At 69.5% G+C, this 25,285-nt stretch carries 18 protein-coding genes and 2 pseudogenes; 8 read left to right on the top strand and 12 right to left on the bottom strand.

Going from position 1 to position 25,285, the window contains the following annotated elements; translation table 11 throughout:
- Positions 1–142: 142 nt before the first annotated feature.
- From AB0P24_RS45040 to AB0P24_RS45025, 4 genes are all read right to left on the bottom strand, one after another.
- Positions 143–1,543, bottom strand: coding sequence for a carboxypeptidase regulatory-like domain-containing protein (locus tag AB0P24_RS45040; RefSeq protein WP_365804794.1), 1,401 nt, complete (start codon positions 1,541–1,543; stop codon positions 143–145).
- A 423-nt stretch (positions 1,544–1,966) separates the two neighbouring features.
- Positions 1,967–2,146 (bottom strand): LuxR C-terminal-related transcriptional regulator, encoded by a 180-nt coding sequence (locus AB0P24_RS45035; RefSeq protein ID WP_365804792.1) that lies wholly within the window; start codon positions 2,144–2,146, stop codon positions 1,967–1,969.
- Positions 2,146–2,721, bottom strand: a complete 576-nt coding sequence (locus AB0P24_RS45030; RefSeq protein ID WP_365804790.1) for a hypothetical protein — start codon at positions 2,719–2,721, stop codon at positions 2,146–2,148. Before AB0P24_RS45030 ends, AB0P24_RS45035 begins: the two co-directional genes overlap by 1 nt.
- A 22-nt stretch (positions 2,722–2,743) precedes the next feature.
- Complete coding sequence (locus AB0P24_RS45025; RefSeq protein WP_365804788.1) at positions 2,744–3,010, bottom strand: hypothetical protein; 267 nt, start codon at positions 3,008–3,010, stop codon at positions 2,744–2,746.
- A 273-nt stretch (positions 3,011–3,283) separates the two neighbouring features.
- On the opposite strand from AB0P24_RS45025, the gene AB0P24_RS45020 reads away from it, so the two are divergent.
- Entirely contained in the window at positions 3,284–7,054 is a 3,771-nt protein-coding gene (locus AB0P24_RS45020) for a S8 family serine peptidase (protein WP_365804786.1), read from the top strand.
- 952 nt (positions 7,055–8,006) lie between these two features.
- Here AB0P24_RS45020 and AB0P24_RS45015 read toward each other — a convergent pair.
- Complete coding sequence (locus AB0P24_RS45015; RefSeq protein WP_365804784.1) at positions 8,007–8,312, bottom strand: hypothetical protein; 306 nt, start codon at positions 8,310–8,312, stop codon at positions 8,007–8,009.
- Between the two features lie 51 nt (positions 8,313–8,363).
- On the opposite strand from AB0P24_RS45015, the gene AB0P24_RS45010 reads away from it, so the two are divergent.
- From AB0P24_RS45010 to AB0P24_RS45000, 3 genes and pseudogenes are all read left to right on the top strand, one after another.
- Complete coding sequence (locus AB0P24_RS45010; RefSeq protein ID WP_365804782.1) at positions 8,364–8,675, top strand: carboxypeptidase-like regulatory domain-containing protein; 312 nt, start codon at positions 8,364–8,366, stop codon at positions 8,673–8,675.
- Positions 8,676–8,880: 205 nt separating this feature from the next.
- Entirely contained in the window at positions 8,881–12,747 is a 3,867-nt protein-coding gene (locus AB0P24_RS45005; protein ID WP_365804780.1) for a carboxypeptidase regulatory-like domain-containing protein, read from the top strand.
- A 109-nt stretch (positions 12,748–12,856) separates the two neighbouring features.
- Positions 12,857–12,979 (top strand): annotated as a pseudogene (locus AB0P24_RS45000) (IS630 family transposase); the annotation flags it as partial.
- 181 nt (positions 12,980–13,160) lie between these two features.
- On the opposite strand, the gene AB0P24_RS44995 reads toward AB0P24_RS45000, so the two are convergent.
- On the bottom strand, positions 13,161–14,405 hold the full coding sequence (locus AB0P24_RS44995; protein ID WP_365804778.1) for an IS110 family transposase: 1,245 nt from the start codon (positions 14,403–14,405) through the stop codon (positions 13,161–13,163).
- A gap of 649 nt (positions 14,406–15,054) precedes the next feature.
- Between AB0P24_RS44995 and AB0P24_RS44990 the strand changes: the two genes are divergently transcribed.
- Positions 15,055–15,981 carry an MBL fold metallo-hydrolase gene (locus AB0P24_RS44990; protein ID WP_365804776.1) on the top strand — a complete coding sequence of 309 codons (927 nt, stop codon included), beginning with the start codon at positions 15,055–15,057 and terminating at the stop codon, positions 15,979–15,981.
- Between the two features lie 823 nt (positions 15,982–16,804).
- Here AB0P24_RS44990 and AB0P24_RS44985 read toward each other — a convergent pair.
- Together AB0P24_RS44985 and AB0P24_RS44980 are read right to left on the bottom strand one after the other, a co-directional pair.
- The gene (locus tag AB0P24_RS44985) at positions 16,805–17,917 is read right to left on the bottom strand and encodes an alkene reductase (protein WP_365804774.1); all 1,113 of its coding nucleotides are present in this window, start codon (positions 17,915–17,917) and stop codon (positions 16,805–16,807) included.
- A 113-nt stretch (positions 17,918–18,030) separates the two neighbouring features.
- Positions 18,031–19,377 carry an aldehyde dehydrogenase family protein gene (locus tag AB0P24_RS44980; protein WP_365804772.1) on the bottom strand — a complete coding sequence of 449 codons (1,347 nt, stop codon included), beginning with the start codon at positions 19,375–19,377 and terminating at the stop codon, positions 18,031–18,033.
- A gap of 174 nt (positions 19,378–19,551) precedes the next feature.
- Here AB0P24_RS44980 and AB0P24_RS44975 point away from each other — a divergent pair, with 174 nt between their 5' ends.
- Positions 19,552–20,478, top strand: a complete 927-nt coding sequence (locus AB0P24_RS44975; RefSeq protein ID WP_365804770.1) for a helix-turn-helix transcriptional regulator — start codon at positions 19,552–19,554, stop codon at positions 20,476–20,478.
- A gap of 180 nt (positions 20,479–20,658) precedes the next feature.
- Here AB0P24_RS44975 and AB0P24_RS44970 read toward each other — a convergent pair.
- Positions 20,659–21,044: pseudogene (locus AB0P24_RS44970) on the bottom strand (transposase); the annotation flags it as partial.
- A 91-nt stretch (positions 21,045–21,135) separates the two neighbouring features.
- Between AB0P24_RS44970 and AB0P24_RS44965 the strand changes: the two are divergent.
- Positions 21,136–22,374 carry a low temperature requirement protein A gene (locus tag AB0P24_RS44965; protein ID WP_365804768.1) on the top strand — a complete coding sequence of 413 codons (1,239 nt, stop codon included), beginning with the start codon at positions 21,136–21,138 and terminating at the stop codon, positions 22,372–22,374.
- 27 nt (positions 22,375–22,401) lie between these two features.
- Positions 22,402–22,857 carry a hypothetical protein gene (locus AB0P24_RS44960; RefSeq protein WP_365804796.1) on the top strand — a complete coding sequence of 152 codons (456 nt, stop codon included), beginning with the start codon at positions 22,402–22,404 and terminating at the stop codon, positions 22,855–22,857.
- A 532-nt stretch (positions 22,858–23,389) separates the two neighbouring features.
- Here AB0P24_RS44960 and AB0P24_RS44955 read toward each other — a convergent pair.
- From AB0P24_RS44955 to AB0P24_RS44945, 3 genes are all read right to left on the bottom strand, one after another.
- On the bottom strand, positions 23,390–23,980 hold the full coding sequence (locus AB0P24_RS44955) for a flavodoxin family protein (protein ID WP_365804766.1): 591 nt from the start codon (positions 23,978–23,980) through the stop codon (positions 23,390–23,392).
- 73 nt (positions 23,981–24,053) lie between these two features.
- Positions 24,054–24,470: a nuclear transport factor 2 family protein gene (locus tag AB0P24_RS44950; protein WP_365804764.1), complete on the bottom strand. Its 417-nt coding sequence runs from the start codon at positions 24,468–24,470 to the stop codon at positions 24,054–24,056.
- Positions 24,471–24,598: 128 nt separating this feature from the next.
- A complete protein-coding gene (locus AB0P24_RS44945) occupies positions 24,599–25,015 on the bottom strand; it encodes a nuclear transport factor 2 family protein (RefSeq protein WP_365804762.1) in 417 nt (138 codons plus the stop codon).
- Between the last annotated feature and the right edge of the window lie 270 nt (positions 25,016–25,285).

The following is a 25,285-nucleotide window of genomic DNA, read 5'->3' as shown; positions in this document are numbered from 1 at the left end:
GAAGCGGGGCGCGCTGCACTCCGTCAAGGACTCCGACTTCTCGCAGGCGGCGGCCCCCTCGCACCGGTCATGTTCCGGCAGGACCGCTGCGAGGCGGGATCCTAGCCTCGGGAGTGGACATGCCGGGTCGCCGGTGCCGCGGTCATGCGTCCGGCCTGAGGCGGAGATTCCTGCGGGTGACCCGGTCGCGGTGGACCGTCGTCCTCCGGGTCAGCTCCGCGTAACCGGACGCCGTGACCCGGAGGGTGTGCGGGCCCGGGTCCGCCGAGAACAGGGTGTAGAAACCGTCCCCGACGGCCGGGTCCTCCGGTGTGGCCGTGGTGAGGGCGGTTTCGTCCGGGTCCGCGGTGTCGCCGACCGTGGCGCCGACCACGCCGGCGCGGCTCCTGGCGTCCCGTACCGTGCCGACGATCAGGCCGCCGGGGGTGGGCACGAGGACGCGGGTCTGGACGTCCACGTCGTCGAGCGACCAGAAGTAGCCCCAGTCGGCGACGAAGTGGAAGCGCAGCCGCACGGTCTTGTGCCCTGCGAACTGCCGCAGCGGGACGTGCTCGGTCAGGCGCTGCGCGGAGTCGCTGATCTTCGGCCCGGTCCAGACGTTCTCCCAGGTGGCGCCGGAGTCCGTGCTGGCGTCCACGGTCATGTGCTGCTGGTTGGGGTTGTACAGGTACGCGGTCTTGAAGGTCAGTTCCGCCGACTGCGCGGCGGACAGGTCGTACTCGGGGCTGATGAGCTGGCTGTCCTGATGCGGTCCGATCGGCCCGTTGTCGCTCTCGACGACGGCGAACGCGCCGTCGCCGCCGGTGGAGTTGCCGCGCTGGGTCGGGTCGTCGAACTCCCAGCCGTTACCGGTACCGGCCGCGTTCAGCACGCTCCAGCCCTGGGGCGCGGCCGCGGTGGAGTCGAACGTCTCGGTTCGGTCGGCGAGTTCGAGCCGGTAGCCGACGGCAGTGGCCGTGTCGGGATCCGCGGTCAGCGCCACGTCCTCGGTGACGGTCTTGTTGTGGACCATCACCTTCCGTGCCAGGGGTTCGTATCCCGGCAGGGCGGCGGTGACGTTCAGCGTGTAGTCGCTCCCCTTCGGCAGGGCCATGTCGTATGCGCCGGTGACCGGGTCGGTCCAGACCGGGGCTTCGGGAGAGCCGCTGACGGTGAGTCGTGCGTAGAGCGGCCAGCCGTGTCCCGACCCGTCTTCGACGGTGCCGTGGACACGTTCGCGGGGGATGGCGGAGAGTCCGAAGTCGCGGGTGAGGGCCTGGCCGTCGGCGATGTCGAGGGTGACGGGCGCGGTTGTCGTGTAGCCGAAGGCCTTCACCGTCAGGTCCTCGACCGTGCCCGCGGGAAGGTCAAGCGTGTACGCCCCGTGTGTGTCGGTCGTGGCGATGTCCGGCCCGGACCCGACGGTCGCGTGGGCGACCGGCTTGCCGGTGGCCGCGTCCTTGACCGTCCCGGAGAGGGTGCCGTGCGGTCCGCTGCGGAAGGCGGCCAGGCCGGCCGGGGGCCCAGGCCGGTCGGACCGTCGTAGCCGGTCCCGGCGTTGCACAGGTACGTGACGGAGCAGGTTCCGTTCGACCCGGTGGTGATGTCGTTGAGACCGGCGCCGTTCGCGGCGTAGGGACAGGAGTTGGGGTGGGTGCCGGGGCGCGGGGGCCCGGCCAGCGCGTAGACGGAGGCGATCAGCGGTGTCGCGACGCTGGTGCCGCCGTAGCGTTGCCAGCCCTTGCCCTGTGAGCCGTAGGTCAGGTAGACAGCAACGTTGTCAGCGACGGCCGAGACGTCGGCGACGCTTCGGCCGGCGCAGCCGGTGTCCTGCTGGAAGTCCGGCTTCGTCTGGTTAGAGGCGCACCCGGAGCCCGGCCCGTAGGAGTCCCTGACCCAGACGGTCTCGGACCAGCCGCGGGCGCTGTCCGGGTCGGCCGTCAGGGTGGTGCCGCCGACCGCGGTGACGGATGATTCAGGGTCGCCCTTACTCGTTCGAGTCCGGTGCTTCCAGCCGCAGCCAGCCTCGTTCGGCCGCCCGGAGGGCGATCTGGAAGCGCGTTCTCGCGCCCAGTGCGCTGCCGGCCTCGCTCACGTGCTTCTGCACGGTGCGGCGGCTGATGTCGAGTACCCGGGCTATGGCATCGTCCTTCATCCCGGTCGCCATCAGGTCGAGGATCGCCTGGGTGCGTTCGTCGATACGCGTCGTCTCCCGGGTCGGGCGGGGGGGGCGGGCCAGTCCTGCCGGCTCTCCAGCGACACCGGCACCGCATGCTTCCAGATGGCCTCGAACAGCGCGGCAAGTGCGTTGACGAGGGCCGGTGAGTGGACCTCGAGTGATCCTGCCGAAGGGCGGTCCTCGTGCAGGGGCAGGAGGGCGGCGGTCCGGTCGAAGAGGACCAGTTTGACGGGAAGCCGGGAGCTGAGCCGGAACTCGCCGCCGCTGGCGCTGCCCCGCAGCGCCGTCTCCAGTGACACCGTGTCCGTGAAGCCCTCGGTGTCGTAGACCGACCGCAGCCGCAGTCCCTGGCGGAACCCCGGCTGTGCGGCGTCCCCATGACCGGGGGCGCCCGCGGGCCGGGTCACATAGGGCGGCTTGGCCAGGTGCAGTACTTCACGGATGCTGCCCTTGAGGAGATGCGCGTACCGCGCGGCGACCTCCTCGCTGTCGTCCAGGACCGCCACCAGGTGCGAGGCCTGCGGGCGGGCCGCCTCGTCGTAGATCTCGTGCAGCTGCTCCATGTACAGCTCGGCGCGGGCCAGTTCAGCGCGCCTGCGGGCCAGCAGGGAGCCCAGGGAGGCTCGTGGCGGGCCGGCCTTCCACCGCGGGGGCCGGCCGGCGACGGGGGATGACCAGGAGTGCGTCCTCCAGGGACCGCAGTGCCGTCTCGACGTCTTCAAGCGGAGCGCCCACCGCGGCCGCCACGGTGAGGGAAGAGGCGTTGGCGTGGCCCACCAGGTACTCCAGGACGCGGCCGCCGAGCGCGTCCAGCCCGGTTCCGGCCCAGGGGTTGTCCGACGTCACATCCATGCGGCCTGACACTCCTGCTGTAGTGCGCGTCGGGGGCGAACGTGTCTCTGCCGTGTCTCCGCGTCACCGCCTCCGGGACGCAGCGCATGTGGGCAGTTGCACGAATCCGCGACGGGCGGATCTTGTCCCAGATGACGTGACACCGTCAAGGTGGGCACACTCCCACCAGTCCCGAAGACGCGGCTGGCCCTGCGCATCATTTGCCGGTCCCACCATTCAAGTCGAGGGAATCCTTTGACACATCACCCGTCCGGAAGACGGCGCCGTCTCCTTGTGCTCGCGGCCGCCCTCCTGGTCACCGCGGCGACCCCGCACGTGGCCTACTCCGCCGACACCTCACCGGCCGACAGCACGCCCGGCACCACCCGCGCCGCTGACAACGTTGCCCCCTCGGTCGTCACCCTCATCACCGGCGACAAGGTGACCGTGGGTCCCGGCGCGGGCGACGGCCCCGGCACGCTCACCGTCCAGGGCCCCGACGGCGAGCCCACCGGCGCCCGTGTGCTGACCGTGGGCGGCGACACCTACGTCTATCCCGACTCCGCCCGCCCCTACCTGGCGTCCGGCGCCCTGGACTCCCGGCTCTTCGACATCTCCCGTCTCGTGGCCGACGGCTACGACGACGCTGCGCTCAAGCACCTGCCCCTCATCGTCACCTACGACGGCGCGGCGGCATCCGGCTCCACCTTGCGCAGGCGCGCCGTCGCCATGCCGGGCGACGTCACCGACGTACGTCCCCTCACCAGTGTCAACGGGGTGGCCTTCGCCGCCGACCGCGACGACACCGACGCGCTGTGGAGCGCGCTGACCGGCACGGAGTCCGACTCAGGCACGGGGTCCGGCTCCGGCACGGCGTCCGGCTCCGGGTCCGGCGCGGCGAAGGCGTCGGGCACCGGTGCCGGCGCGGCCTTCCAGGGGGGCGTCGGCAAGGTCTGGCTCGACGGCCGCGCCGAGGCCACCCTCAGCGACTCGGTCGCCCAGATCGGCGCCCCCGAGGTCTGGGCGGGCGGCAACACCGGGGACGGCGTCGACGTGGCGGTCCTCGACACCGGCTACGACCCGGGCCACCCCGACCTGAAGGACGCGGTCAAGGACAGCGAGAGCTTCGTCCCCGGCGAGGACGTCACCGACCGCAACGGCCACGGCACGCACGTCGCCTCCACCATCGCCGGCAGCGGCGCCGCCTCGGACGGCAAGGAGAAGGGCGTCGCACCCGGCGTCGACCTGCACGTCGGCAAGGTCCTCTCCGACGAGGGCTACGGCTACGACTCCTGGATCCTGGCGGGCATGGAGTGGGCCGCCCGCGACGTCCACGCCCGGGTCATCAGCATGAGCCTGGGCAGCAGCGAGAACGCCGACGGTGACACCGTGCTCGCCCGCGCCGTGAACGAGCTGAGCGCCGAGACCGGCGCCCTGTTCACCATCGCCGCCGGCAACGACGGTCCGGGTGCCCAGACCGTCCGGTCGCCCGGCACCGCCGACGCCGCCCTCACCGTCGGCGCGGTCGACTCCACCGACGCCATCGCCGACTTCTCCAGCCGCGGCCCCCGCTACGGCGACGACGCCCTCAAGCCCGAGATCACGGCGCCCGGCGTCGGCATCCTGGCCGCCCGGTCGCAGTACGTCAGCGACGGCTCCGGCTACTACATCAGCCACAGCGGCACCTCCATGGCGACCCCGCACGTGGCCGGCGTGGCCGCGCTGGTCGCCGCCGCGCACCCCGGCTGGACCGGCAGCCGCATCAAGGACGCCCTGATCAGCACCGCCGAGCCCACCCCCACCATCAGCGCGGACGACGGCGGCAACGGCCGGGTGGCGGCCGCCGCGGCGACGGCCACGCTCACTGCCACCGGCAAGATCGACGCCGGCATCCACTCGCCCAGCACGGACCAGGGCACCGTCCGGTCCACGGCGACCTGGACCAACACCGGCGACCAGGCCGTCACCGTGGACCTCGCCGTGGACGCCCCCGGCGTTCCCGACGGCGTCTTCACCGTCTCCCCCGGCCGCGTCGAGGTCCCCGCGCACGGCACCGCGACCGCCACTGTCAGCACCGACCTGGACAAGGCGGGCGCCCTCCAGCGCTGGACCGGACGGCTGACGGCGTCCGCCGAGGGGACCACGCTGACCCGCACCCTGCTCGGCGTCAGCACCCGCCAGCAGCTGTTCCACGTCCGCACCAAGGTCACCGGCCGCTCCGGCGAGGCCACGGACGGCGTCCTCACCTTCTACCGCAAGGGCGACGAGTACGCGGGCACCTACCTCTACGGAGGCGGCGAGTCCGACGAACTGCTGCCGCCCGGCCTCTACACCGTCTACGCCGACTTCCGGGTGGCGGGCACGCACGGCCCCGCCTCGGCCGGATACGCCCGCATGGTCATCCCGCAGGTGAAGGTGACCGGCACCACCGACCTGGTGCTGGACGGCACGAAGCTCAAGGAGGTCAAGGAGGTCACGCCGAAGAAGACCGAGAACTTCACGCGGCGCCTCGACTACTACCGCGAGTTCCAGGACGGCTCCTCGGTCGCCGACAGCTCGCTGATCGGCGACGGCTACGACAGCATCTGGACGGCGCCCACGGCCGCGCCCGGTGACGGCGAGCAGTACCTCACCGTCCGCTGGCGCGACCAGGAGCCGCTGCTGTCGGCGGCCTCCGGCGGGCAGGACTTCGACGACCTGTGGATCATGCCCGGCTCCGCGAAGCTGCCCGAGGGCGACTACGCCCTCGACGTGATCCACCCGGGCGACGGTCTCGCGGAGGACTACGAGGGCATCGACGCGTCCGGCAAGGCCGCGGTGGTGCGCTGGGACTCCGCCGACGAGGACACGGCGGACGACCAGATCAGGGCCGCGCAGGCCGCGGGTGTGAAGCTGCTGCTGTTCGTCAACGACCTCGACGGGCGACTGCGCGAGCCCATCATCAAGTCCTCCATCGAGGTGGTGGGCCTGTCCCGCACGGAGGGCGACAAGCTCATGGCGAGCGTGGACGCGAGCCCGACGGGCAGCGTGCCGCTGCGGGCCGTCTCCCGCCCCGACACGGACTACCTGTACGACCTGGTCCGCACCTGGCAGGGCCGCATACCCGCCAACCCCGTCTACGCGCCCACGACCGGACAACTGGCCCGGGTGGAGACCTCCTTCCACAACCCGACCGGCCGTGAGGTGTACGAGAACCGCTACGACGTCCACCCCTGGACCGCGTACCAGGTCGGCACCAACCGGCTGAGCACGGCGGGCGCGCACCGCACCGACTACGTCAGCGCCGACAGCGCGTTCTCGTGGACCGAGGAGGGCGAGCTCCAGTCCCTGTCCTACAGCGCGTCCGGATCCGTCACCTACCGGGCGGGCCGCACCACGGACGTGGAGTGGTTCGGGCCCGTGGTGCGGCCCCGCATCAACGACAGCGTCCAGCCGCCCGTGCGCACCGGCGACGAGGTGGACGTCGTCATCCCGTCCTGGGGCGACTCCGGCGGCAGCCACGCCAACTACGTCGCCTTCGGCAGCTCCGGCACCACCCAGGAGACCTCGCTGTACCGGGGCGACACCCTGCTCGCCGAGGGCGGCGCCGGGGTGAGCGCGACCGTACCGGCGCGGAAGGGCACCTACCGTCTGGTGCACACGGCGACCCGTACCGCCTCGGCCGCCTTCCCGTATTCGACCGCCACGCGCACCGAGTGGACGTTCACCTCCGCGGCGCCCAGGAACGCCGACGGCAGCGAGCAACTCCCGCTCGTCCAGGTGGACTACGCCCTGCCGACGTCCGACGACGGCAGGGCAGCCGGCGACGCCGCGCTGCTCGTCACTCCGGTGCACCTGCGGGGCGGCTCCGACGCGGCACTCAGCACCCGCAAGGTCGAACTGTCCTACGACGACGGCGCCACCTGGACGACGGCACGCCTCAGCGGCAGAGGCAACGGCAAGGTGAGCCTGCGTCTGCACGCGCCCGCCTCGGCGCGGTACCTCACGCTGCGCGTCCAGGCCGGGGACAGCCGCGGCAACACCGTGACGCAGACCGTCGTACGCGCCGCGGGACTCACCGGATGACCTCGACATGACCAAAGCCGCCCGGCGGTCCATATGACCACCGGGCGGCGGCCGTCTCCGCCGTCCCCGGCCAGTGGGCTGGGTATCGGCGAGGCCGACCCGCGCAGGCCGGCCCCCGGGACGCCGTCATCGGACTTCGTCAGCGGCGGCGACCGGCCGACGTCCCACCCGCGGAGGTCGTCGATGGTCCGGGCAATCTCCAGCTTGGCGTCGGGGATGAGGGACGCCGATTCGGCAGCCGTCGGAACCGGGGGGGGTGTCGGGTCGTCCACCCGGGGCAGGCGCAGCCGGGCGATGGACTCGCGTGGCGGCAGATCTGAAGCGCCCGCCCCGCGCAGGAGCGCGGACAGCAGCCGTTCGTCGACGTCGACCGGCAGAGGCAGACCGGGCGCACCTGTCGTTCCAGTTCAGGACGCTGCCGCCCTTGATGAAGGTCACCTTCCTGAGGTCCCCGGCGGAACTCCCGGCGGGGAACACCACGTAGGAGCCTCCATAATTGGTGTCCTCGTAGAAGCACATCTTGACGGGAACCGGATTGATCGACGAGATCGCATCGTTCCAGGAGCCGACGCCGACGACACTCGTCTTCAGATTAGAAGTCGTGGTGGAAAAATTCACGCAATTGCTGTAGCTGATGCCCTTGCAGACACTTACGGCAGTGGCCGCGCCAGCGGAGCCTGGAACAGCGAGAGTGATACCAGCAGCCATGGCTCCGATTCCGGCCACAGCAGACAGCATCTTCTTGATCTTCATTCTTCTTCTTTCGGCACTCGGTCTGAAAATTGGGCGACGAGAGCCAGGTCGAGCAGCCCGCCTGACACGCCCTCGGGGATGCCACATCCGACTTGCAGAGTTGATTCTTCGCCACAGAGCGCCAGGCTGCATAGAATGACAACGCCTCAACCCAGAATCCCGGTGCCCCGATTCGAGGAGACACCCTCCGGCCGCGCTTCTACGGCATTGCCGCCGAGCGATCCATTGTCGTGCACCGGACCGCACCTGAGACCGAAAACGCCCGGATATGCCGCATCGGCGGTGAGTGGAAAAGGAATACCCGCAGCTGGTAGCGGTACCGCTGCCAGGCGCCGGTCGCGGACTCGGCGTGCACGTTGCCGAGTCCGCCGCGCTCCTCCTTGGCCCGCGCCGCTGCCTCGATCCGCACCGTGCGTTCGATCTCCAGACGGGCGGCGCGTTCGCGGGCCGTCGTGATGACGTCCTCGAAGTAGCCGGGCACGCCGGCGCCACCGACGAGCAGCACTCGGTCGACTTCACCGCCCGGTTGTCCGTCAGCTCCGACACCCCGTACTCCGTGCCCAGTCTCCCTGTGGAGATGCACGTCGCCCCGCCCAAGACCTGGGGCAAGATCACCGGCACCGTGCTGGGGGTCACCGCGGACGGCGGCACCGCGCCGATCGCCGGGGCCACCGTCCAGATCGACACCTGGGCCACGAGCTACACGCTGACGACGGACACCCACGGCGGGTACGCCCTGTGGCTCGACGTCCGCAACAACCCGCTCACCGTCATCGTCGCCAAGGACGGCTTCCAGCCGACCGTCGCGACGGTGAAGATCAAGAAGAAGTCCACCGTCACCGAGAACTTCACCCTCAAGAGAAAGTAGGACCGGCCGAAGGCCAGGGTGGGCCGACCCGGAACGGGGGTCGGCCGCCCTGGCTCCAGCCAACCCGTGGGCTGCCGCAGCCCACGGCGTCCTGCCAACCAAGCGATCAAGCAGGAGCGCACAACTTCACACACATGACATGTTCATGACTTACGTTCCCATCTGATCGTTTCCCTTCTGCCCAGGAAGGTCTGCGAGGACCCAGATGATCAAGGTAAAATTGCTCCATGCCCGACTGACGGCGCTAACCGCCCTGTTCGGCATCCTGATGACACTGGTCTGGGCACTCCCCCAGTCCGCCACCGCCAAGGCCGCCACCGACACCGCCTCGACGGCCTCGACCGTGCCGACGCATCCCCTCTGCGCAAGACCCGACAAGCCCAACGAAATGGCCTGCTTCGCGGTCGCCCGCGACGATGTCCGGCAGACCGGCAAAGGCCTCCAACCCCTGCTGGCCCCCGCCGGGTTGGGCCCCGCCGACCTCCAGAGCGCCTACGACCTGCCGTCCGACGCGGCCGGAGCCGGGGCCACGGTGGCCATCGTCGACGCCTACGACAACCCGAACGCCGAGGCCGACCTGGCCGTCTACCGCTCCCAGTTCGGCCTGCCGCCCTGCACCACCGCGAACGGCTGCTTCCGCAAGACCGATCAGCGCGGCGGCACCGACTACCCACAGCCCGACGCGGGCTGGTCCGGCGAGATCGCCCTCGACCTCGACATGGTCAGCGCCACCTGCCCGCTCTGCCACATCCTGCTGGTCGAGGCGGACGACCCGTCCATCGACAACCTCGGCGAGACGGAGAACACGGCGGTCGCGCTCGGCGCCACGTACGTCTCCAACAGCTGGGGAGGGAGCGAGAGCGCGATCGGCGACCTGCCCGGCGACGCCTACTACAGGCACCCGGGCGTGGCGATCACCTTCAGCACCGGTGACCTCGGCTACGGCACCAGCTACCCGGCCTCGCTGCCGTACGTCACGGCGGTCGGCGGGACCTCGCTGAGCCGGGACAGCGGGTCGACCCGGGGCTGGACCGAGTCCGCGTGGACCGGCGCGGGCAGCGGCTGCTCGGCCTACTACCCCAAGCCGTCCTTCCAGACCGACCGGGGCTGCGCCGGCCGCGCCGTCGCGGACGTGTCGGCCGTCGCCGACCCGGCGACCGGGGTCAGCGTCTACAACACGTACGAGGACCGCGGCTGGGGCGTCTACGGCGGCACCAGCGCGTCGGCCCCGATCATCGCCGCCACCTACGCGCTCGCTGGAACGCCGGGCGCGAAGTCCTACCCCAACGCCTACCCGTACGCTCACACCGGCGCCCCCGACGACACGCTGAACGGCGCTCTGAACGATGTGACCTCCGGCACCAACGGCACCTGCGCCACCGCCGACCTGTGCACCGCAGGCCCCGGCTGGGACGGCCCCACCGGGCTCGGCACTCCGAACGGCACCGCCGCCTTCACCTCCGGCCCGTACGGCGAGCTGACCGGCAAGGTCACCGACCCCGACACCGGCGACCCGGTCGCCGGGGTGCGGATCACGGCCGGCGCGAACGCCACGACGACCGGCGCCGACGGCACGTACGACATGACGCTCCCGGCGGGCACATACGACGTGACGGCCGCGAAGTTCGGCTACGGCAGCGCCAGGTCGGCCGCCGTCGAGGTCGGCGACGGCGCGAGCGCGACCCGGGACTTCACCCTCACCGCCCAGCCCCTGGTCACCGTCAGCGGGCGGATCCGGGACGGCTCCGGGCACGGCTGGCCGCTCTCCGCGGGTATCCAGGTCACCGACGAGCCGTCCACCCGGACGTACACCGACCCGGCGACCGGCCGCTACACCCTCAAGCTGCCCGCCAACAGCACCTACACCCTCCAGGTCGATCCGGTCTACTCCGGCTACCAGGTCAGCACGTCCGACCTGACGGTGGGCGCCAAGGCCGGCCGCAAGGACTTCGACGTCCCGGTCGACGCCGCCGCCTGCGTGGCGCCCGGCTACCGGCAGAAGTTCAGCGAGGGCACCGAGACCTTCGACGGCACGGGGGCGCCCGACGGGTGGAGCGTCACCGGCAGCGGCCACACCTGGCGCTTCGACGACCCGGGCGAGCGCGGCAACCTCACCGGCGGCTCGGGCGACTTCGCCATCGCCGACAGCGGCTACTTCGCCGACGAGCAGCGCACCTCCCTGGTCTCCCCGGTCCTCGACCTGACCGGCGACGACACACCCGCGGTCCGCTTCGACACCTTCTACAGGAAGTTCTCCGACGCCTCCAAGGCCGACGTCGACCTCAGCGTCGACGGCGGCACGACCTGGTCCACGGTCTGGCACCGCGACACCGTCTCCGCCGGCCCCGGGACGGAGAGCATCGCCCTCCCGGCCGCGGCCGGGAAGTCCGCCGTCCGGGTGCGGTTCCGCTACACCGGCGACACCGCCTACTACTGGCAGGTCGACGACGTCGCCTTCGGCGGCATGACCTGCGCGCCGGTGCCGGGCGCGCTGCTGTACGGGACGGTGACGGACCGCAACACCGGCCGGCAGGTGAGCGGTGCGACGGTGAGCGGCAAGGCCGGCGCCACGGCGACCACCGCGGGCGACGGTACGTACGTACGCTTCGTGCCGCGGACGGGCCTCCAGCAGGTCGCCGTGAGCGCCGAGCACTACACCACGGCGACGAAGAAGGTAAGCGTCAAGGCTGACCACGCCACCCGCCTCGACGCGGTGCTGCGCGCCGGACGGCTGGCGATCAGCCCGACGGCGGTCGACAAGACCGTACGCAAGGGGAAGGCCACCACCGCCCAGATCACCCTGCGCAACACCGGCTCGGCCCCGCTCGCCGTCAGCCTCACCGAGCGGTCGGGGGACATCCCGACGGCAACGACAGCCGACGCCACGGCCCCGCAGTACGTCTCCGGCCACTACAGCCCCGACCGGCTGACGAAGGCGAAATCCACAGTCAAGGAAACGGCCAAGGCCACGACCACGGATGTGACCTCCACCGCCTCGGGCTGGACCTCCGTCACCGACTACCCCACCCCCGTCATGGACAACGCTGTCGCCACCGGCCCGGACGGCCGCGTCTACTCGGTCGGCGGCATCGACGGCACCTCCGTCCTGTCCGGCGGCTACGTCTACGATCCCGTCACCGCCGCCTGGACGGCGATCCCCGGCGGCCCCGCCACGCCCCGCGAGTCACCCCAGTCCGCCTTCCTGAACGGCAAGTTGTACGTCACCGGCGGCTGGACAGCGGACGGCGACACCGTGCCCACCACCGAGGTCTACGACCCGCAGCACCACACCTGGTCCACCGCCGCCCCAGCGCCCGCCGGGTACGGGGCAGCGGCCTCCGCCACGCTCGACGGCAAGTGGTACCTGGTCGGCGGCTGCGGATCGGGCTACTGCAGTGGCACCACCGCAGTGCGGGTCTACGACCCGGCCACCGACAGCTGGGCCGCCGCCACCCCCTACCCCGAGGCCGTCTCCTGGCTCGGCTGCGGCGCCGTCTCGGGCACCCTGTACTGCGCGGGCGGCATCACCTCGGTCGAGGGCACGCGGCACGGCTACGCGTACGACCCGGCCACCGCCGCCTGGACCCCGATCACCGACCTCCCCACCGACCTGTGGGCCTCGGCCGCCACCACCGCCGACGGCCGCTTCCTCCTCTCCGGCGGGGTCAGCGACCTCCTCTCCGCCGTCACCAGCGTCGGCTACGCCTACGACCCGGCCGCCCGCACCTGGACGGCCCTGCCCCCCACCGCCGCGCCCCTCTACCGGGCCGGCGGCGCCTGCGGGTTCTACCAGGTCGGCGGCGCGCCGAGCGTCTACGACGCCCGTGCGAACGTCGAGCGGCTGCCGGGCCTCGACAGCTGTGTCCCGGCAACCGACGTCCGCTGGCTCTCCGCCGCCCCCGTCACCCATACGCTCGCCCCGGGCCAGCGCCTGAGCGTCACCGTCCGGCTGGACGCAGGCGTGACCGCGGTGGACGTGGCCGGGACCTACACGGCCGCGCTCGCGGTCGGCACGGACACGCCGTACACGTACCCGGTCGTGCCGGTGCGGATGACCGTGCGGAACGGGTAGGTGAAGCCGAGACTGCCGACAGGAGGGTGCCGATCATCAGCATGCGGATCGCCGCCGGCCATCGGTGAACGGGGGTGCCGCTGACGCGGAAGGCGGCGCCCACCATCCCCTGCGGACGGGGCCGGCCCCGTCCGCAGGGGATGGGGAACGGGCTGCGCTGGAGGGGTGGGTCCGGCGCCGTTCGACTCCGCAGGCGTGGGCTCTGCGGTGCCGGATCATCCTGGCCTGTGCGACGCGCGCGTCGAACAAGGACGTTGCGGCTCAACTCGGTTCGACGCCGCATGCGGTGGGCCGGTTTGCTTAGTCAGTAAACATGGCCTCTGACGCGTAAATAGGTTCAGGTCAGGGGCTGTTTGGGCAGGGCTGGGTGCCCGGTGGTCGTCGAGGCCGCCGGGCACTTGGTCTGTGAGCGGTCAGGCTGCGCCTTCGATCGGGTTGAGGGTGACGGTGTAGCCGAGTTGGTTGAGGGCGGTGATCGCGCGGCGGGCGGCGCGTTCGGGGTCGCGCTGGGTGAAGTATGTGCCGCCGAGTTCGCGGTAGGGGACGTTGTCGGTGAGCATGTGCCAGATCGCGGTGATGATCGAGTGCTCGACGGCGACCAGTGCCTTGAGCGGGCCACGGCGGGCGGTCAGGCGCTTGTAACGGGCTTGTAGGTATGTGTCCTTGGTTCTGGCCGCACCGAAGGCGGCGAGTCTGAGGGCGCCCTTGAGGTAGGGGTTGCCGGGGCGGACCTTGGTGGTCTTGGTGCGGCCGGCTGATTCGTGGTGGCCGGGGCAGACGCCGGCCCAGGACGCCAGGTGCCCGGCCGAGGCGAACCGGCTCATGTCGCCGCCGGTCTCCGCGATGATTACTTCGGCGACGGCCTGGTTGATCCCGGGGACGGTGTCGAGCAGGTCGAGCGCGGGGCGAAAGGGGGCCATCGCCTCCTCGATCCGCTCGTCCAGTCGCCCGATGGCACCGGTGAGCTGGTCGTACTGGTCCAGATACAGCCGGGCCAGGAACGCATGGTGGTCACGGAAGCGGCCGGTCAGCGCCTCGGTGAGTTCGGGAATCTTGTTGCGGAGCTTGCGCCTGGCCAGGTCCGCGAGGATCTGCGGGTCGCGTTCACCGGTGATCAAAGCTTCCAGCATGGCCCGGCCGGAGACTCCCATGATGTCGGAGGCGACCGCGGCGAGCTTGATGCCGGTGTCCTCCAGCAGCTTCTCCAGCCGCTGGGCGATCTGCCCGCGTTCGCGGGTCATCTGGGTGCGGGCCCTCGTGAGGTCCCGCAGTTCGCGCACCGGCTGGTCGGGCACGAACGAGGGGCGGACCAGGCCGTGGGAGCCGAGCTGGGCCAGCCAGGCGGCATCGGAGACGTCCGTCTTGCGGCCGGGCAGGTTCTTGACCTGCCGGGCGTTGACCAGGATCACGTTCAGCTCCTCGGCCAGCAGGTAGTAGAACGGCTTCCAGTAGTCCGACGTCGCTTCGATCACGACCAGCGTCACCTCGGCGGCCAGCAGGTGGTCGCGCAGCGCGAGGACCTGGTTCGTCGTCGAACCCCAGGTCGTGGTGTGGGTGATGAACGACCCCCGTCGCTTTGTGCTCGGGGTGCGGACGCACGCCTTGGCGTCCTTCTTGCTGATGTCGAGGCCGGCGCAGCGTTCGTGCAGCACGTCCACGGTCTTGCCCCTCCCTCACCGACGGCCGGACAGCTCGCCGTTCCGGGAGGGCCAGGGTGGAACAGGAATTCTGACGCGCGTGCTCACAGCAACACTCCACGGTTCCCGTGGACGGCCCTCAGCACCATGCTGACCTGCGAGCTCACTGGCATCACAGATGCCTCGGTCTCGGCCGGAACGAACCCCTCCAGCGTCCCGGACCGGCCTCAGCCCACGTCAGGGCGGACAGAAGCACCTTCGGCGTGCGCCACGGCATTTACCACGCCCCCGGCGCGCACCGAAGGTGCGCTGAGTCGCTGACCTGGGAAGACCCCACAGACAGTACCCGATGCCTCTGGGACTCCCATGAAACTCACATGTTGAGGTCCGGCCGACAGCCATCTATGGCCATACCTCAACGGCAGGTCAGAAACCGTGCAGGAAAGTGACCGACTGGGCCGCTCCATTCCTCCTCGGCCCATCCCTACGCGGCCCGCCCCGTTGGGACCGCAGACCGTCGGACGCGTGATGGCACCATCACACGCACGTCCAAGAAGAACGCCCGGGACTTCCACGAGGAGATCCAGGTCGCGTACAGCGTGACCGTTTCCAGCTCCGCTCTCCTGCTCGTAAGGAGAGTCGTCCGACACGAGGTTACGAGGACAGTGCCGTGGCACTGCAGGCCCGATACCTGGCAGGTATCAGGCCTGCAGATCAGGTATTGGACGCTCGGTTGGCGGTAACGGACCATATCTTCATGCCACCGCTTCCCATGCCTTCCGCCTGGGCGGAGCCTCTTCCTGAGGCCGCGCCGCCATCTGAAATGAAGCTGTACCAATTGCCTACCGGATCCTACGAAACCAGGGCGGCATTCGCTTTCAAGGGCGGCTCGTTCCGTGATAAGCGCCGGTTCGCCGCGACGGCGACCCTGCTGCGGCACCCGCAGGGTGATCTGTTGATCGATGCGGGTTTCGGTTCTCACGTTGCCGCGCACATTCAGTCTCTCCCGCGCATGGAGCAGGCTCCATACCAGGTGACCAGCATCGCCAGCGATCAACTTACAGCCAGCGGCTACGACCGCAGCGGGCTGCGTGGTGTGCTGCTGACCCATTCTCACTGGGATCACGTCAGCGGCCTCGACGAGCTTCAGGTGCCCATCTGGATCAACGCAGGGGAACTGCAATATGCGAGCGAACATCGCGGCGGGAGAGTATTCCGTGAAGTCTCCGCAGGTCACAAAATTCACCAGTACGAACTCAACGGACCCTCCTATCTAGGCTTCTCGTCGAGCTTCGACGTGTATGGCGATGGCTCAGTGGTCATCGTGCCCGCCAGAGGCCACACGACTGGCTCTGTGATCATCTTCGTCACTCTGCCGGCCCGCAAGCGGTACGCCTTCATCGGCGACCTGACTTGGCAAATCGACGGCATCCACAGTCGTGTCGAACGACCGCTCTTGCTGCGCAAACTCGCCGACACTGATCCCAAACTGGTGCGCGACGACTTGCTTCGCATGATCGCGCTCGCGGACGTCATGCAGATCGTGCCTGCACACGACGTCAATGCCTACGACGGGATCCCACTGCTTGCCAACTGATCGGCGCCAGTCCCGACGCGCCCGGCCGTTGAACATCCCCAGACAATTTCAAGTCCCTGAAGGACCGAGCTTGCCGCCTCGGCCTGGGCGTCGATTGCAGGTTGTTCTCGTCGTCGACTCCGGCGGGACACCTGTGGCCCGGGTAACGAAAAGTGTTACGACCGAAGTCACAGCTCCGCCCGGCAGCCGGCGGGCATCTGAGGGCGCGGTCGGACCTGGGCCTGGCCGCCGCCGACACGTCTGTGTCATGCCGTCGGGGTCCAGTTCCCTGGGCGTGACGTAGCCCTGGGGGCCCTGTGGTGGACGGGGTTTCTTTCTGTTGTCCACTGCGGGCATGAACCCAGCCCGGTGGCGCCGCTCTTGTTCCGTGCCCAGCCCGCCTCGTCGCCGGGCAGGGAGAAGTAGTCCACCATCCAGTCCAGACCCCGCCCCACCCACAGCACCTTTCGTCATCCCCGTTCCCAGCGTTCGGGCTGGGCCGGACGGGCGCTGGTGTACAGCGGGACGGATATCAGCGAAGGACTCCCCCTACGGAAGGCGGACCTGGTTGACGGGTCGCCGCCGGAAAACCGTCATAGGCATCAGCTGTAGCCGAAGGCCCCTGCGGTGGCCACGGACGAGAGCTACGTGCTCGACGAGGTCACCGAACCAGCGCGCCGACCAGGAACCTGCGGACTGTCAACGCCCTGACGGACCCGACGGCCCTCGATCCGGTGATCGCCGGTGAGAGCTCGGGCTCACAGGGGCGGGCACAGTGTCGCCGGTCGGGCGCCTGTCCATGGGTGAGTGGGGCTCCCCGCATGGACAGGCGTGACCGTGGGCCTCAAGCCGCTTCGAGGAAGGGGTAGTCGGTGTAGCCCTCGGCGCCCGGCCCGTAGAACAGTTCCGGCCGCGGCTCGTTCTCCGGGTGGCCACCCTGCCAGCGCTCGACCAGGTCGGGGTTGGCGATGAGGGCCCGCCCCACGACCACGGCGTCGGCGTGGCCGGCCTCGATCTGCCGGAGCGCCTGCTCGCGGGTGGTCTGGCCCCCGAAGGGGCCGCTGTTGACGATCAGCTTGCCGTCGAAGCGCCGCCGCAGCTCCTGCACCAGGTCGCCGCCCGGCTCGGCGTGCAGTACGGAGAGGTAGGCCAGGCCCAGCGGGCGCAGTTGGTCCGTCAGGGTGCCGTAGGTGGCCAGGACGTCGTCCCGGTCGGTCTCGAAGACGTCCCCGAGGACGACCTCCGGCGAGATCCGCAGCCCGACCCGCTCGGCACCGACGGCCTGGGCGATGGCCGTGACGACCTCGACGACGAAGCGGGCGCGGTTGTGCGGCGAGCCGCCGTATCCATCGGTGCGCTGGTTGGCCGCCGGGGAGAGGAACTGGTGGAGCAGGTAGCCGTTGGCGCCGTGGATTTCCACGCCGTCCGCTCCCGCCTCGATGGCCCGGCGGGCCGCGGTGACGAAGTCCTCCAGGGCTGCACGGATCTCTGCGAGGGTCATCGCTTCCGGTACGGGGTAGGGCTGCTCGCCCTTCTCGGTGAACGTCTTGCTGTCGATGGCGATCGCGCTGGGGGCGAGGATGCGGCGGCCGCCGTTGATGTCGGGGTGGGTGCCGCGGCCGGCGTGCATGATCTGCAGGACGATGCGGCCGCCCTCGGCGTGCACCGCCTCGAACACCCGCTGCCAGCCGGCCGCCTGCTCGTCGGTGGCGATGCCCGGCTCACCGACATAACCCTGCGACGCGTGGTCGGGGTAGGTGCCCTCGGTGATGATCATTCCGACGCTCGCCCGCTGCCGGTAGTACTCGACCATCAGATCCCCGGGGATGCCGGAGGAACCGGCGCGGACCCGGGTCAGCGGTGCCATGACGATGCGGTTGGCGAGCTCGATCTTCCCGAGAGAGACGGGGGAGAAAAGCGACGGGACGAGCGAAACGTCTGAAGTGTTGACAGGCATGGGTTTCTTTCTTTTTGTCATAGGGAGGGAAACGGGATGAGGGTCTGCGACGCAGGGGGTCCACGCTGTCCCGGCGGATCGGGGTGTGAGTGGTGTCGGCAGAACGCGCGAGGCTAGCTGAGCGGGACGTCCGCGACAGCCTTGAGGTGGCTGAACGTCTCGAGGGAGTACCGGCCGTGGTAGCGGCCCATGCCGCTTTCGCCGACGCCGCCGAAAGGCAGGCCGGTCATGAGCAGTTGCATCACCGGCTGGCCCCAGGCGACGCCGCCGGAGGACGTCTCGTTCACCAGGCGCGCCTTGGTGGCCTCGGAGGTGGTGAAGGCGTAGAGGGCGAGGGGCTTGTCGCGTTCGTTGATGAAGGCGATGGCGGCATCGAGGTCTTCGACTTCGACGACGGGGAGGATCGGACCGAAGATCTCTTCCTGCATGATGGGCGATGCGGGGTCGACATCGGTGAGCACGGTCGGTGCGATGAACAGGTCGTCGCGGTCGTGCCGGCCTCCTACCACCGCCCGGCCGGAGTCCAGCAGACGGCTGAGCCGGTCGAAGTGCCGCTCGTTGATGATCCGGCCGAAGTCAGCCGCGGTCTGCGGGCTGGTGCCGAACTGGGCGTCGATAGCCGCGCGCAGGGCCGGGACCAGTGCGGCGGCGGTGGCAGGATCGGCCAGAACGTAGTCCGGGGCTATGCACTGCTGCCCCGCGTTGCCGAACTTGGCCCCCACCAGCCGCCTCGCGGTCTCCTCCACGTCGGCGTCGGGGGCCACGAAGACCGGTGACTTGCCTCCGAGTTCGAGCGTGACGGGGGTGAGGTTCTTGGCGGCTGCGGCCATGACGATCCGGCCGACGGTGCCGTTGCCGGTGTAGAAGATCTGGTCGAAACGCTGCGCCAGGAGGGCCGTGGTCTCCTCGGCGCCCCCTTCGACGACGGTGAGCACGTCGGCGTCGAAGTACTCACGCAGCAGGCGTGAAGCGACCGCCGAGGTGTGCACCGACATCTCGCTCGGCTTGGCCACCACGGTGTTCCCGGCGGCCAGCGCGCCGATGATGGGGTCGATGAGAAGGTGCAGCGGGAAATTCCACGGAGCGATCACCAGGACGACCCCGAGCGGGTCGTACGTGGTGTAGGCCGTGGTCGTGGGACCGAAGTGGGCAGGAACCTCCACCGGGCGAGGCTGAAGCCAGCTCTCCAGATTCGCCAGCGTCTCGTCGATGTCGGCGACGGTGAAGTCGATCTCCTGCGTCTTCGCCTCGGCGGCGTTCTTCCTCAGATCCTTCCAGAGCGCTTCGATCAGCTCCTGCTCGTTCTCGACCAGCAGGGCCCGCAGCCGCTGCAGCTGCTCCACGCGCCAGTCCAGTGGGCGGGTGACGCCGGTGTTGAACGTCGCACGAAGGCGGCCGACCACCTCCGCGGCCGTTTCGCTCCGGTGCGTCCTCGGCTCGGTCGCCTGTGTTGTGGTCATGGGGTGTGCTCCGTTCCTGATGCAAGCCACGCCCCGGCTGCCTTCCAGCCGGGCACGGGCTCCAGCGTGCTGGACGATCCGGTATTCACCCAGGTCACGGCTTTGTGTACATCCGCTGTGCCTACCACTGGCTTGGGCAGGCTGGTGTGCGTCCGACCGTGGATACTCGAAGGCATGGACGAATACCCCGAACCGGTGCACGAGAGCACCGACGGCGCTCTGGACCCGCGTGCCGAGCTCAGTGAGTTCCTGCGCACCCGGCGGGCCCGGCTGCGCCCCTCGGACGTGGGGCTGCCGGACTTCGGGCGGCACCGGCGGGTGCCGGGGCTGCGCCGCGAGGAGCTGGCGCAGCTGGCCGGGGTGTCGGTGGGGTACTACACGCGCCTGGAGCAGGGCAACGGGCAGCACGTGTCGGCGGAGGTCCTCGACGCCATCGCCCACGCGCTCAGGCTGAGCGACGCCGAGCACGCCCACCTCACACACCTGGCGAAGCCGAAACAGCACAAGAAGAAGCCGGCCGGCCGCACCCAGCAGGTGCGGGGCCCCCTGCGGACGCTGCTGGACACCATGGAAGGCGGCCCGGCGATCCTCGTGGGGCGGCGCTCGGACATCCTTGCCTGGAACCGGATGGCCGCGGCGGTCTTCGGTGACTGGGCCGAGCTGCCCGCGCACGAGCGGAACTGGGCGCGGCTGGTGTTCCTCAGGCCCGAGTACCGCGACCTGTTCGTGGACTGGGAACACAAAGCGAACGACGTCGTCTCTCAGCTGCGCATGGACGCCGGCTCCCATCCCAACGACCCCCGGCTGTCCGCGCTCGTGGGCGAACTCTCCGTGAAGAGCGAGGATTTCCGGCGGCTGTGGGCCGCCCACAACGTCAAGGACAAGTGCCACGGCATCCAGCGCCTGCACCACCCGCTCGTCGGCGAACTCGATCTGCGCCTCGAGTCGTTCCACCTGGCCGACGACCACGAACAGACACTGGCGACGTACCACGCCGAACCCGATTCCCCGTCCGCGGAGGCACTACGGCTGCTGGCCAGCTGGGGCACCGACGCGACCAGAACGGGAGCCGGGATGCCGCCGGCACGCACGGCCCGATGAACTTCCCTTGATCATCGGCAGGTGGCCGCGCGCCAAGACCCAGCGTCCCTTCGCACGCCCGACGCCTCCCGCGGGCGGTGCCGGATTCAGGGTCGTTTCTCCCGTTGTTTCATCCCGTAATGCGGATTTAGTTCCGTGATGTCGAGATACGCCAGCAGATCGTGTTCTCGCCGGTTAAGCGGCGACGGTCTTGATCGTAAGGTTCAGATGGCGTTTGGCCCAGGTCACGAGCTTGCCCGCGTAGGCGTGGTCGGCCCAGACGATGGTGATCTCGGGGTGCATCAGCCGCAGGCGGGACAGGACTTCCTCGGGCCGCCGGGGAGTCGTGCAGGTCGGCCGGGGGTGGCCATGACCACCGGGGGCAGGCCGCGGGTGTCGACCACGCGATGCCGTTTGCGGCCGTTGATCTTTTTGCCGCTTCGACTGACTGCGAGTCAATGATCACAGCCACCGCGCGCGGGGTCCTTTACCCATCTCGCCGGGAGGATCCATCCGGCGAGATGATCGCGGATCTGGCCGATGACCCCGCAGGCCGCCCTGCGGGCCACGAACCCCAAGACAGTCCGTTCTCGGCCTGAGCGACAAGCGGTGTCAGGTTCCACCAACAAAACCACACTGGGCAAGAAAGTGGGCGCCTCATCTGCTGTGCTTGACTTCATGACGCCGCGTTCCACTCCCTCGCCGGACTCCCCCCGATCGCCCGCGCACCGCAGCCCGCTGCGCAGGCTCTCCGCCCGTGACCGCGGTGAGGTACACCGATCCGCCACTCAGCTGGAGCTCTTCTTCGACCTGTGCTTCGTCGTGGCCATCGCCCAGGCGGGCATCCAGTTGGTGCACGCGGTCGCCGAGGGCCATGCGGGCGAGGGCATCCTCAACTACGCGCTGGTGTTCTTCGCCATCTGGTGGGCGTGGATGAACTTCACGTGGTTCGCCTCGGCCTACGACAACGACGACGTGCTCTACCGGGTCGTCACGCTGATCCAGATCGCCGGTGTGCTGGTGCTCGCGGCCTCGGTCTCCCGGGCGTTCGAGGACCACGAGTACCGGGCGGGGGTGGTGGGCTATGTGATCATGCGGCTCGCCTCGGTGTCCCAATGGTTGCGCGTGGCCAGGTCGAGTCAGGGCAGGGAGCGCAGGATGGCCCTGCGGTACGCCGGCGGGGTGGTGCTGTGCCAGATCGGCTGGGTCGGCCTCGTGGTCCTGCCCAAGGACACCCTGGTCGCGGTGTTCGTGGTGATGGCGGTCCTCGAGATGTGCGTGCCGGCGTACGCGGAGAAGGTCCAGCCCTCGTCCTGGCACCCGCGCCACATCGCCGAGCGGTACGGCCTGTTCACGATCATCGTGCTCGGCGAGACCATCGCGGCGGCCACGGTCGCTGTGAAGACGGGCATCGACGAGGAGGACGCGCTGGGCGAGCTGCTGCCGATTGCCGCGGGCGGGCTGCTGATCATCTTCGCCGCCTGGTGGATCTACTTCGTGGTGCCGATCCACGGTCATCTGAGATCCAACAGGCAGGCGTTCCTCTGGGGTTACGGCCACTACGTCGTCTTCGCCTCGGCGGCCGCGATCGGTGCGGGTCTGGAAGTGGCGGTCGAGCAGTCCGTGGGCAAGGCGCATATCTCGACGCTGTCCGCGTCGGCGGCCGTGACCCTGCCGACGGCGCTGTATCTGCTCACCGTCTGGGCACTGCACTCGCGTTACTTCAAGGTGGGCATCGCCCAGCAGCTGGTACTGCCGACCGCGGCCCTGCTGGTGATCTGCTGCATGTTCCTGGGCGAGTGGGCGGTGCTCTCGGCCGGTCTCGTCTGCGCGCTGACGGTGGCGACCGGCGAGACACTGACGGCGCGCACGACGGCCCGGGAGCGCGAGACCGCGGTGCGAGCGCCAGTCACCTGACCGGCCGGTCCGGACGAGGCTGGCCCCATGACAGTCGACGCTCTGACAGATGTCGTGGGGATGCGGGTGGGGCACGCGACGCGTACCGGCGACGGTGGGCTCACCGGCACCCCGGTGGTGCCGTCGCCCGAGGGCGGTGCCGTCGCCGCAGTGAACGTGCACGGCGGCGGGCCCGGCACCAAGGCGTCGGATACGGCAGATCAGGCGTCGTCTCACGGACTCCGGCGCGCGCAGCCATGCGAGGGCCGCTCTTCACACGCTGGCGCCCCGCCGCTGACCGGCCACCAGAAGGCGGAGGACCCCGGCGAACACACCTCGCCGGGATCCTCCAACTTCAAGATCAATCTCACCGATAACCGCTGTACGGATGTTCCAACTGCCGCCAATTGCATCGGATGCGAACTCGCCAAGGTTCGCGATTCGTCGTCGCGGGGAGCCGCTCTCCCCTTCGTGGCCAGGGCCGTTGGGCTCAGAACGCAGTAGCGACGGTAGCGACTCGCGGTATGTGATCGCCAGACCCCGTCACTCATACGACTGACTGACCAGCAAATCGCTCATCGGCTCGCATCTGATGCGGTTTTCTCGCATCCAATGCGAGTGACGGAAGGTGGTGACCCGGTGCGGATCGATGTCTCGGCGCCGGGCCTCCGCTCTCTCCGAGCTGATCAACGACCTCGGTGTCCCGACGACCGCCAGCCGGGCCGCGGCGATCCGCCAGCAGGTGCTGTAGATGCCCGCCTCCGTGATCGCCGACGCGCTCGGCTACCACCACGTCACCACAACACGCCTCAAATCCCAGGCCGGTGGAACCTGGAGCCGGTACGCCTCCGGCGACAGTTGAACAGGCGAGCCCACCAGTAAGTCCCAAGGCCGGTGAACGGCCTCATGATGGCGTCGCTGCGCGTCGCTGATCGCGAGTCTGCGGTGCTGCTGCCCGGTCCGGAGCAGTTGCCGGTGTGCTTCGTCGGGCACCACCTCGTCGTCCGGGCCGCGCATCCGCCCCGGCGTCGGTGGCTCAGGCGGCGAGGGCGGTGCGGCCTGCGGCGTAGACGCGGGCGACCTCGACGACGCGCTTGCCGAGCTCGGCGGCGGTGGCGATGTCGGCCTTGTGTACGCCCTCGACGCCCTGGTCCTGGTTGCTCTGGGCGGCGGCGCCGAGAAAGAAGCCGAGGCGGTTGAGGTCGTTCTCGGACGCCGTGGAGGTGTTCCAGCCGGGCATCAGGCCGAGGCCGACCCAGTGCATGTGGTGCTGGCCGGCGAGCACGGTGAAGTACTGCAGGGTGTTGAGCTTGTCGCCGCTCTTGCCCGCGGAGATGGTGAAACCTGCGGCGATCTTGTCCTTCCATACCTGGTTGAACCAGCGCTTGGAGCTGGCCTCGGCGAAGGCGTGGAAGACGGCGGAGGCGGTGCCCATGTAGGTGGGCGAGCCGAAGATGATCGCGTCCGAGGCGTCGAGCAGGTTCCACTGCTCCTCGGAGATCTCCTCGACGTTGATCAGGTGGGCGGTGGCGCCGGCGGTGGTCACCCCATCGCGGACGGCCTCGGCGAGGACGGCGGTGTGGCCGAAGCCGGAGTGGTAGGCGATGGAGACGACAGGGGTGGTCACGTTACTTGCTCCTTCGGATGTGCATGTCCGGCCGCGCGGGATCCGGGCCGCGGGGCCCTTGAGTACTCTTTGCTCAGCTGGCGTTGAACGCCTCGGCGACGGTCAGGGTGTCCTCGTACTGGTGCAGGCGAACGATCCGGCCGTCCTCGACCGTCAGGTGCATGGCCGTCGGTGTGCTGAACTCCTTGCCATTGGCCGCGACGGTGTGTGTGAAGACCGCCAGCAGCGCCACGTCACCGCCGTCGACGATGATGCGCTCCAGTACGGCCTTGCTCTTGTCGTGCGCGAAGTGCGACCACATCGTGGTGAAGTACGGTGCGACCTCCTCCCGGCGGGTACGGCGCCCGGTCCAGGGCAGCGCGTCACTGCCGGGGACGTGCCAGTCGATCTCCTCGGCGAACAGTTCCTGGATGCCGTCGGGGTCATGCTTGCCGAGGCGCTCCACGAACTTCTTTGCCACGGTCCGCGAGGTCTGCGTGTCGGTTGCCATCGTCCTTGTCCTTTGTCTCTCTCGTCTGCATCAGGTGTCGGTCGGGCCTCAGCCCTCGAACAGGAAGTGCGGTCGAGCCGCTCGCCGGCATGGCCCGCGCGGCGCGTGCCGCTCGCCGGTCCGGTGTCTCAGGCGCGGCCGGCCTGCGGGTTGGTGAACATGTGGTTGCCCGCCACCGCGTCCTTCGCGGGCACTTCGTCCTGCAGGACGTCCCAGTGCTCCACCACCAGGCCCTCCTCGAAGCGGAAGATGTCGACCACCACGAGGGGCGTCTCGGTGCTGCCGGAGTACCTGCCGTGGATCATGACCAGGTCTCCCTCGGCGATGACCGCTCCCGGCTCGTACCGGCTGGCGTCGGGCAGGCCCGCGATGAACGTGCGCAGCCCGGCCCTGGCCGGCGGGATGAACGGGTTGTGCTGGAGGTAGTCGGGGTGCAGGTACCGGTCCAGCGCGGTGAAGTCCTTCGAGTTGAACGCGGTCGTCAGGAATTCGAGGACGGCGGCCTTGTTCCGCTCCGTCTCCGTCCTCGTTCGGCTCTGAGTCATCGGTCCTCCACATGTTTGCCGACTGACGCGGCTTTTTTGACTGACTGGACCACAACGGAAACATGAAGTGGTCCAGTTAGTCAACAAAACGAGGAGCGTCGGGCGGTCCCCCCGTGTCGACATGGAGGGCCGGGTTGCCGATCATTGTGGTCCACCTGGACCACAATGATGTATCGTGAGGTCATGGGGCGAAAACGAGGCTTCGACGAGACCACCGTGCTTGATGTTGTCCGCGACCGGTTCTGGACCACCGGGTTCGACGGCACGTCC

Source organism: Streptomyces sp. NPDC086519 (genome assembly GCF_040686075.1).
In the GTDB taxonomy this organism is placed as follows: Bacteria; Actinomycetota; Actinomycetes; order Streptomycetales; family Streptomycetaceae; genus Streptomyces; species Streptomyces shenzhenensis.
Note: the sequence above shows the minus strand (reverse complement) of the source record. Positions and strands in the feature narration are given on the sequence as shown.

Coding starts and splice junctions, on each gene's coding strand:
- AB0P24_RS45035 (WP_365804792.1), bottom strand. CDS start 2,146: ATGGCGACCGGGATGAAGGACGATGCCATAGCCCGGGTACTCGACATC.
- AB0P24_RS45030 (WP_365804790.1), bottom strand. CDS start 2,721: ATGGAGCAGCTGCACGAGATCTACGACGAGGCGGCCCGCCCGCAGGCC.
- AB0P24_RS45025 (WP_365804788.1), bottom strand. CDS start 3,010: ATGGATGTGACGTCGGACAACCCCTGGGCCGGAACCGGGCTGGACGCG.
- AB0P24_RS45005 (WP_365804780.1), top strand. CDS start 8,881: ATGATCAAGGTAAAATTGCTCCATGCCCGACTGACGGCGCTAACCGCC.
- AB0P24_RS44985 (WP_365804774.1), bottom strand. CDS start 17,917: ATGCCTGTCAACACTTCAGACGTTTCGCTCGTCCCGTCGCTTTTCTCC.
- AB0P24_RS44980 (WP_365804772.1), bottom strand. CDS start 19,377: ATGACCACAACACAGGCGACCGAGCCGAGGACGCACCGGAGCGAAACG.
- AB0P24_RS44975 (WP_365804770.1), top strand. CDS start 19,552: ATGGACGAATACCCCGAACCGGTGCACGAGAGCACCGACGGCGCTCTG.
- AB0P24_RS44965 (WP_365804768.1), top strand. CDS start 21,136: ATGACGCCGCGTTCCACTCCCTCGCCGGACTCCCCCCGATCGCCCGCG.
- AB0P24_RS44960 (WP_365804796.1), top strand. CDS start 22,402: ATGACAGTCGACGCTCTGACAGATGTCGTGGGGATGCGGGTGGGGCAC.
- AB0P24_RS44950 (WP_365804764.1), bottom strand. CDS start 24,470: ATGGCAACCGACACGCAGACCTCGCGGACCGTGGCAAAGAAGTTCGTG.
- AB0P24_RS44945 (WP_365804762.1), bottom strand. CDS start 25,015: ATGACTCAGAGCCGAACGAGGACGGAGACGGAGCGGAACAAGGCCGCC.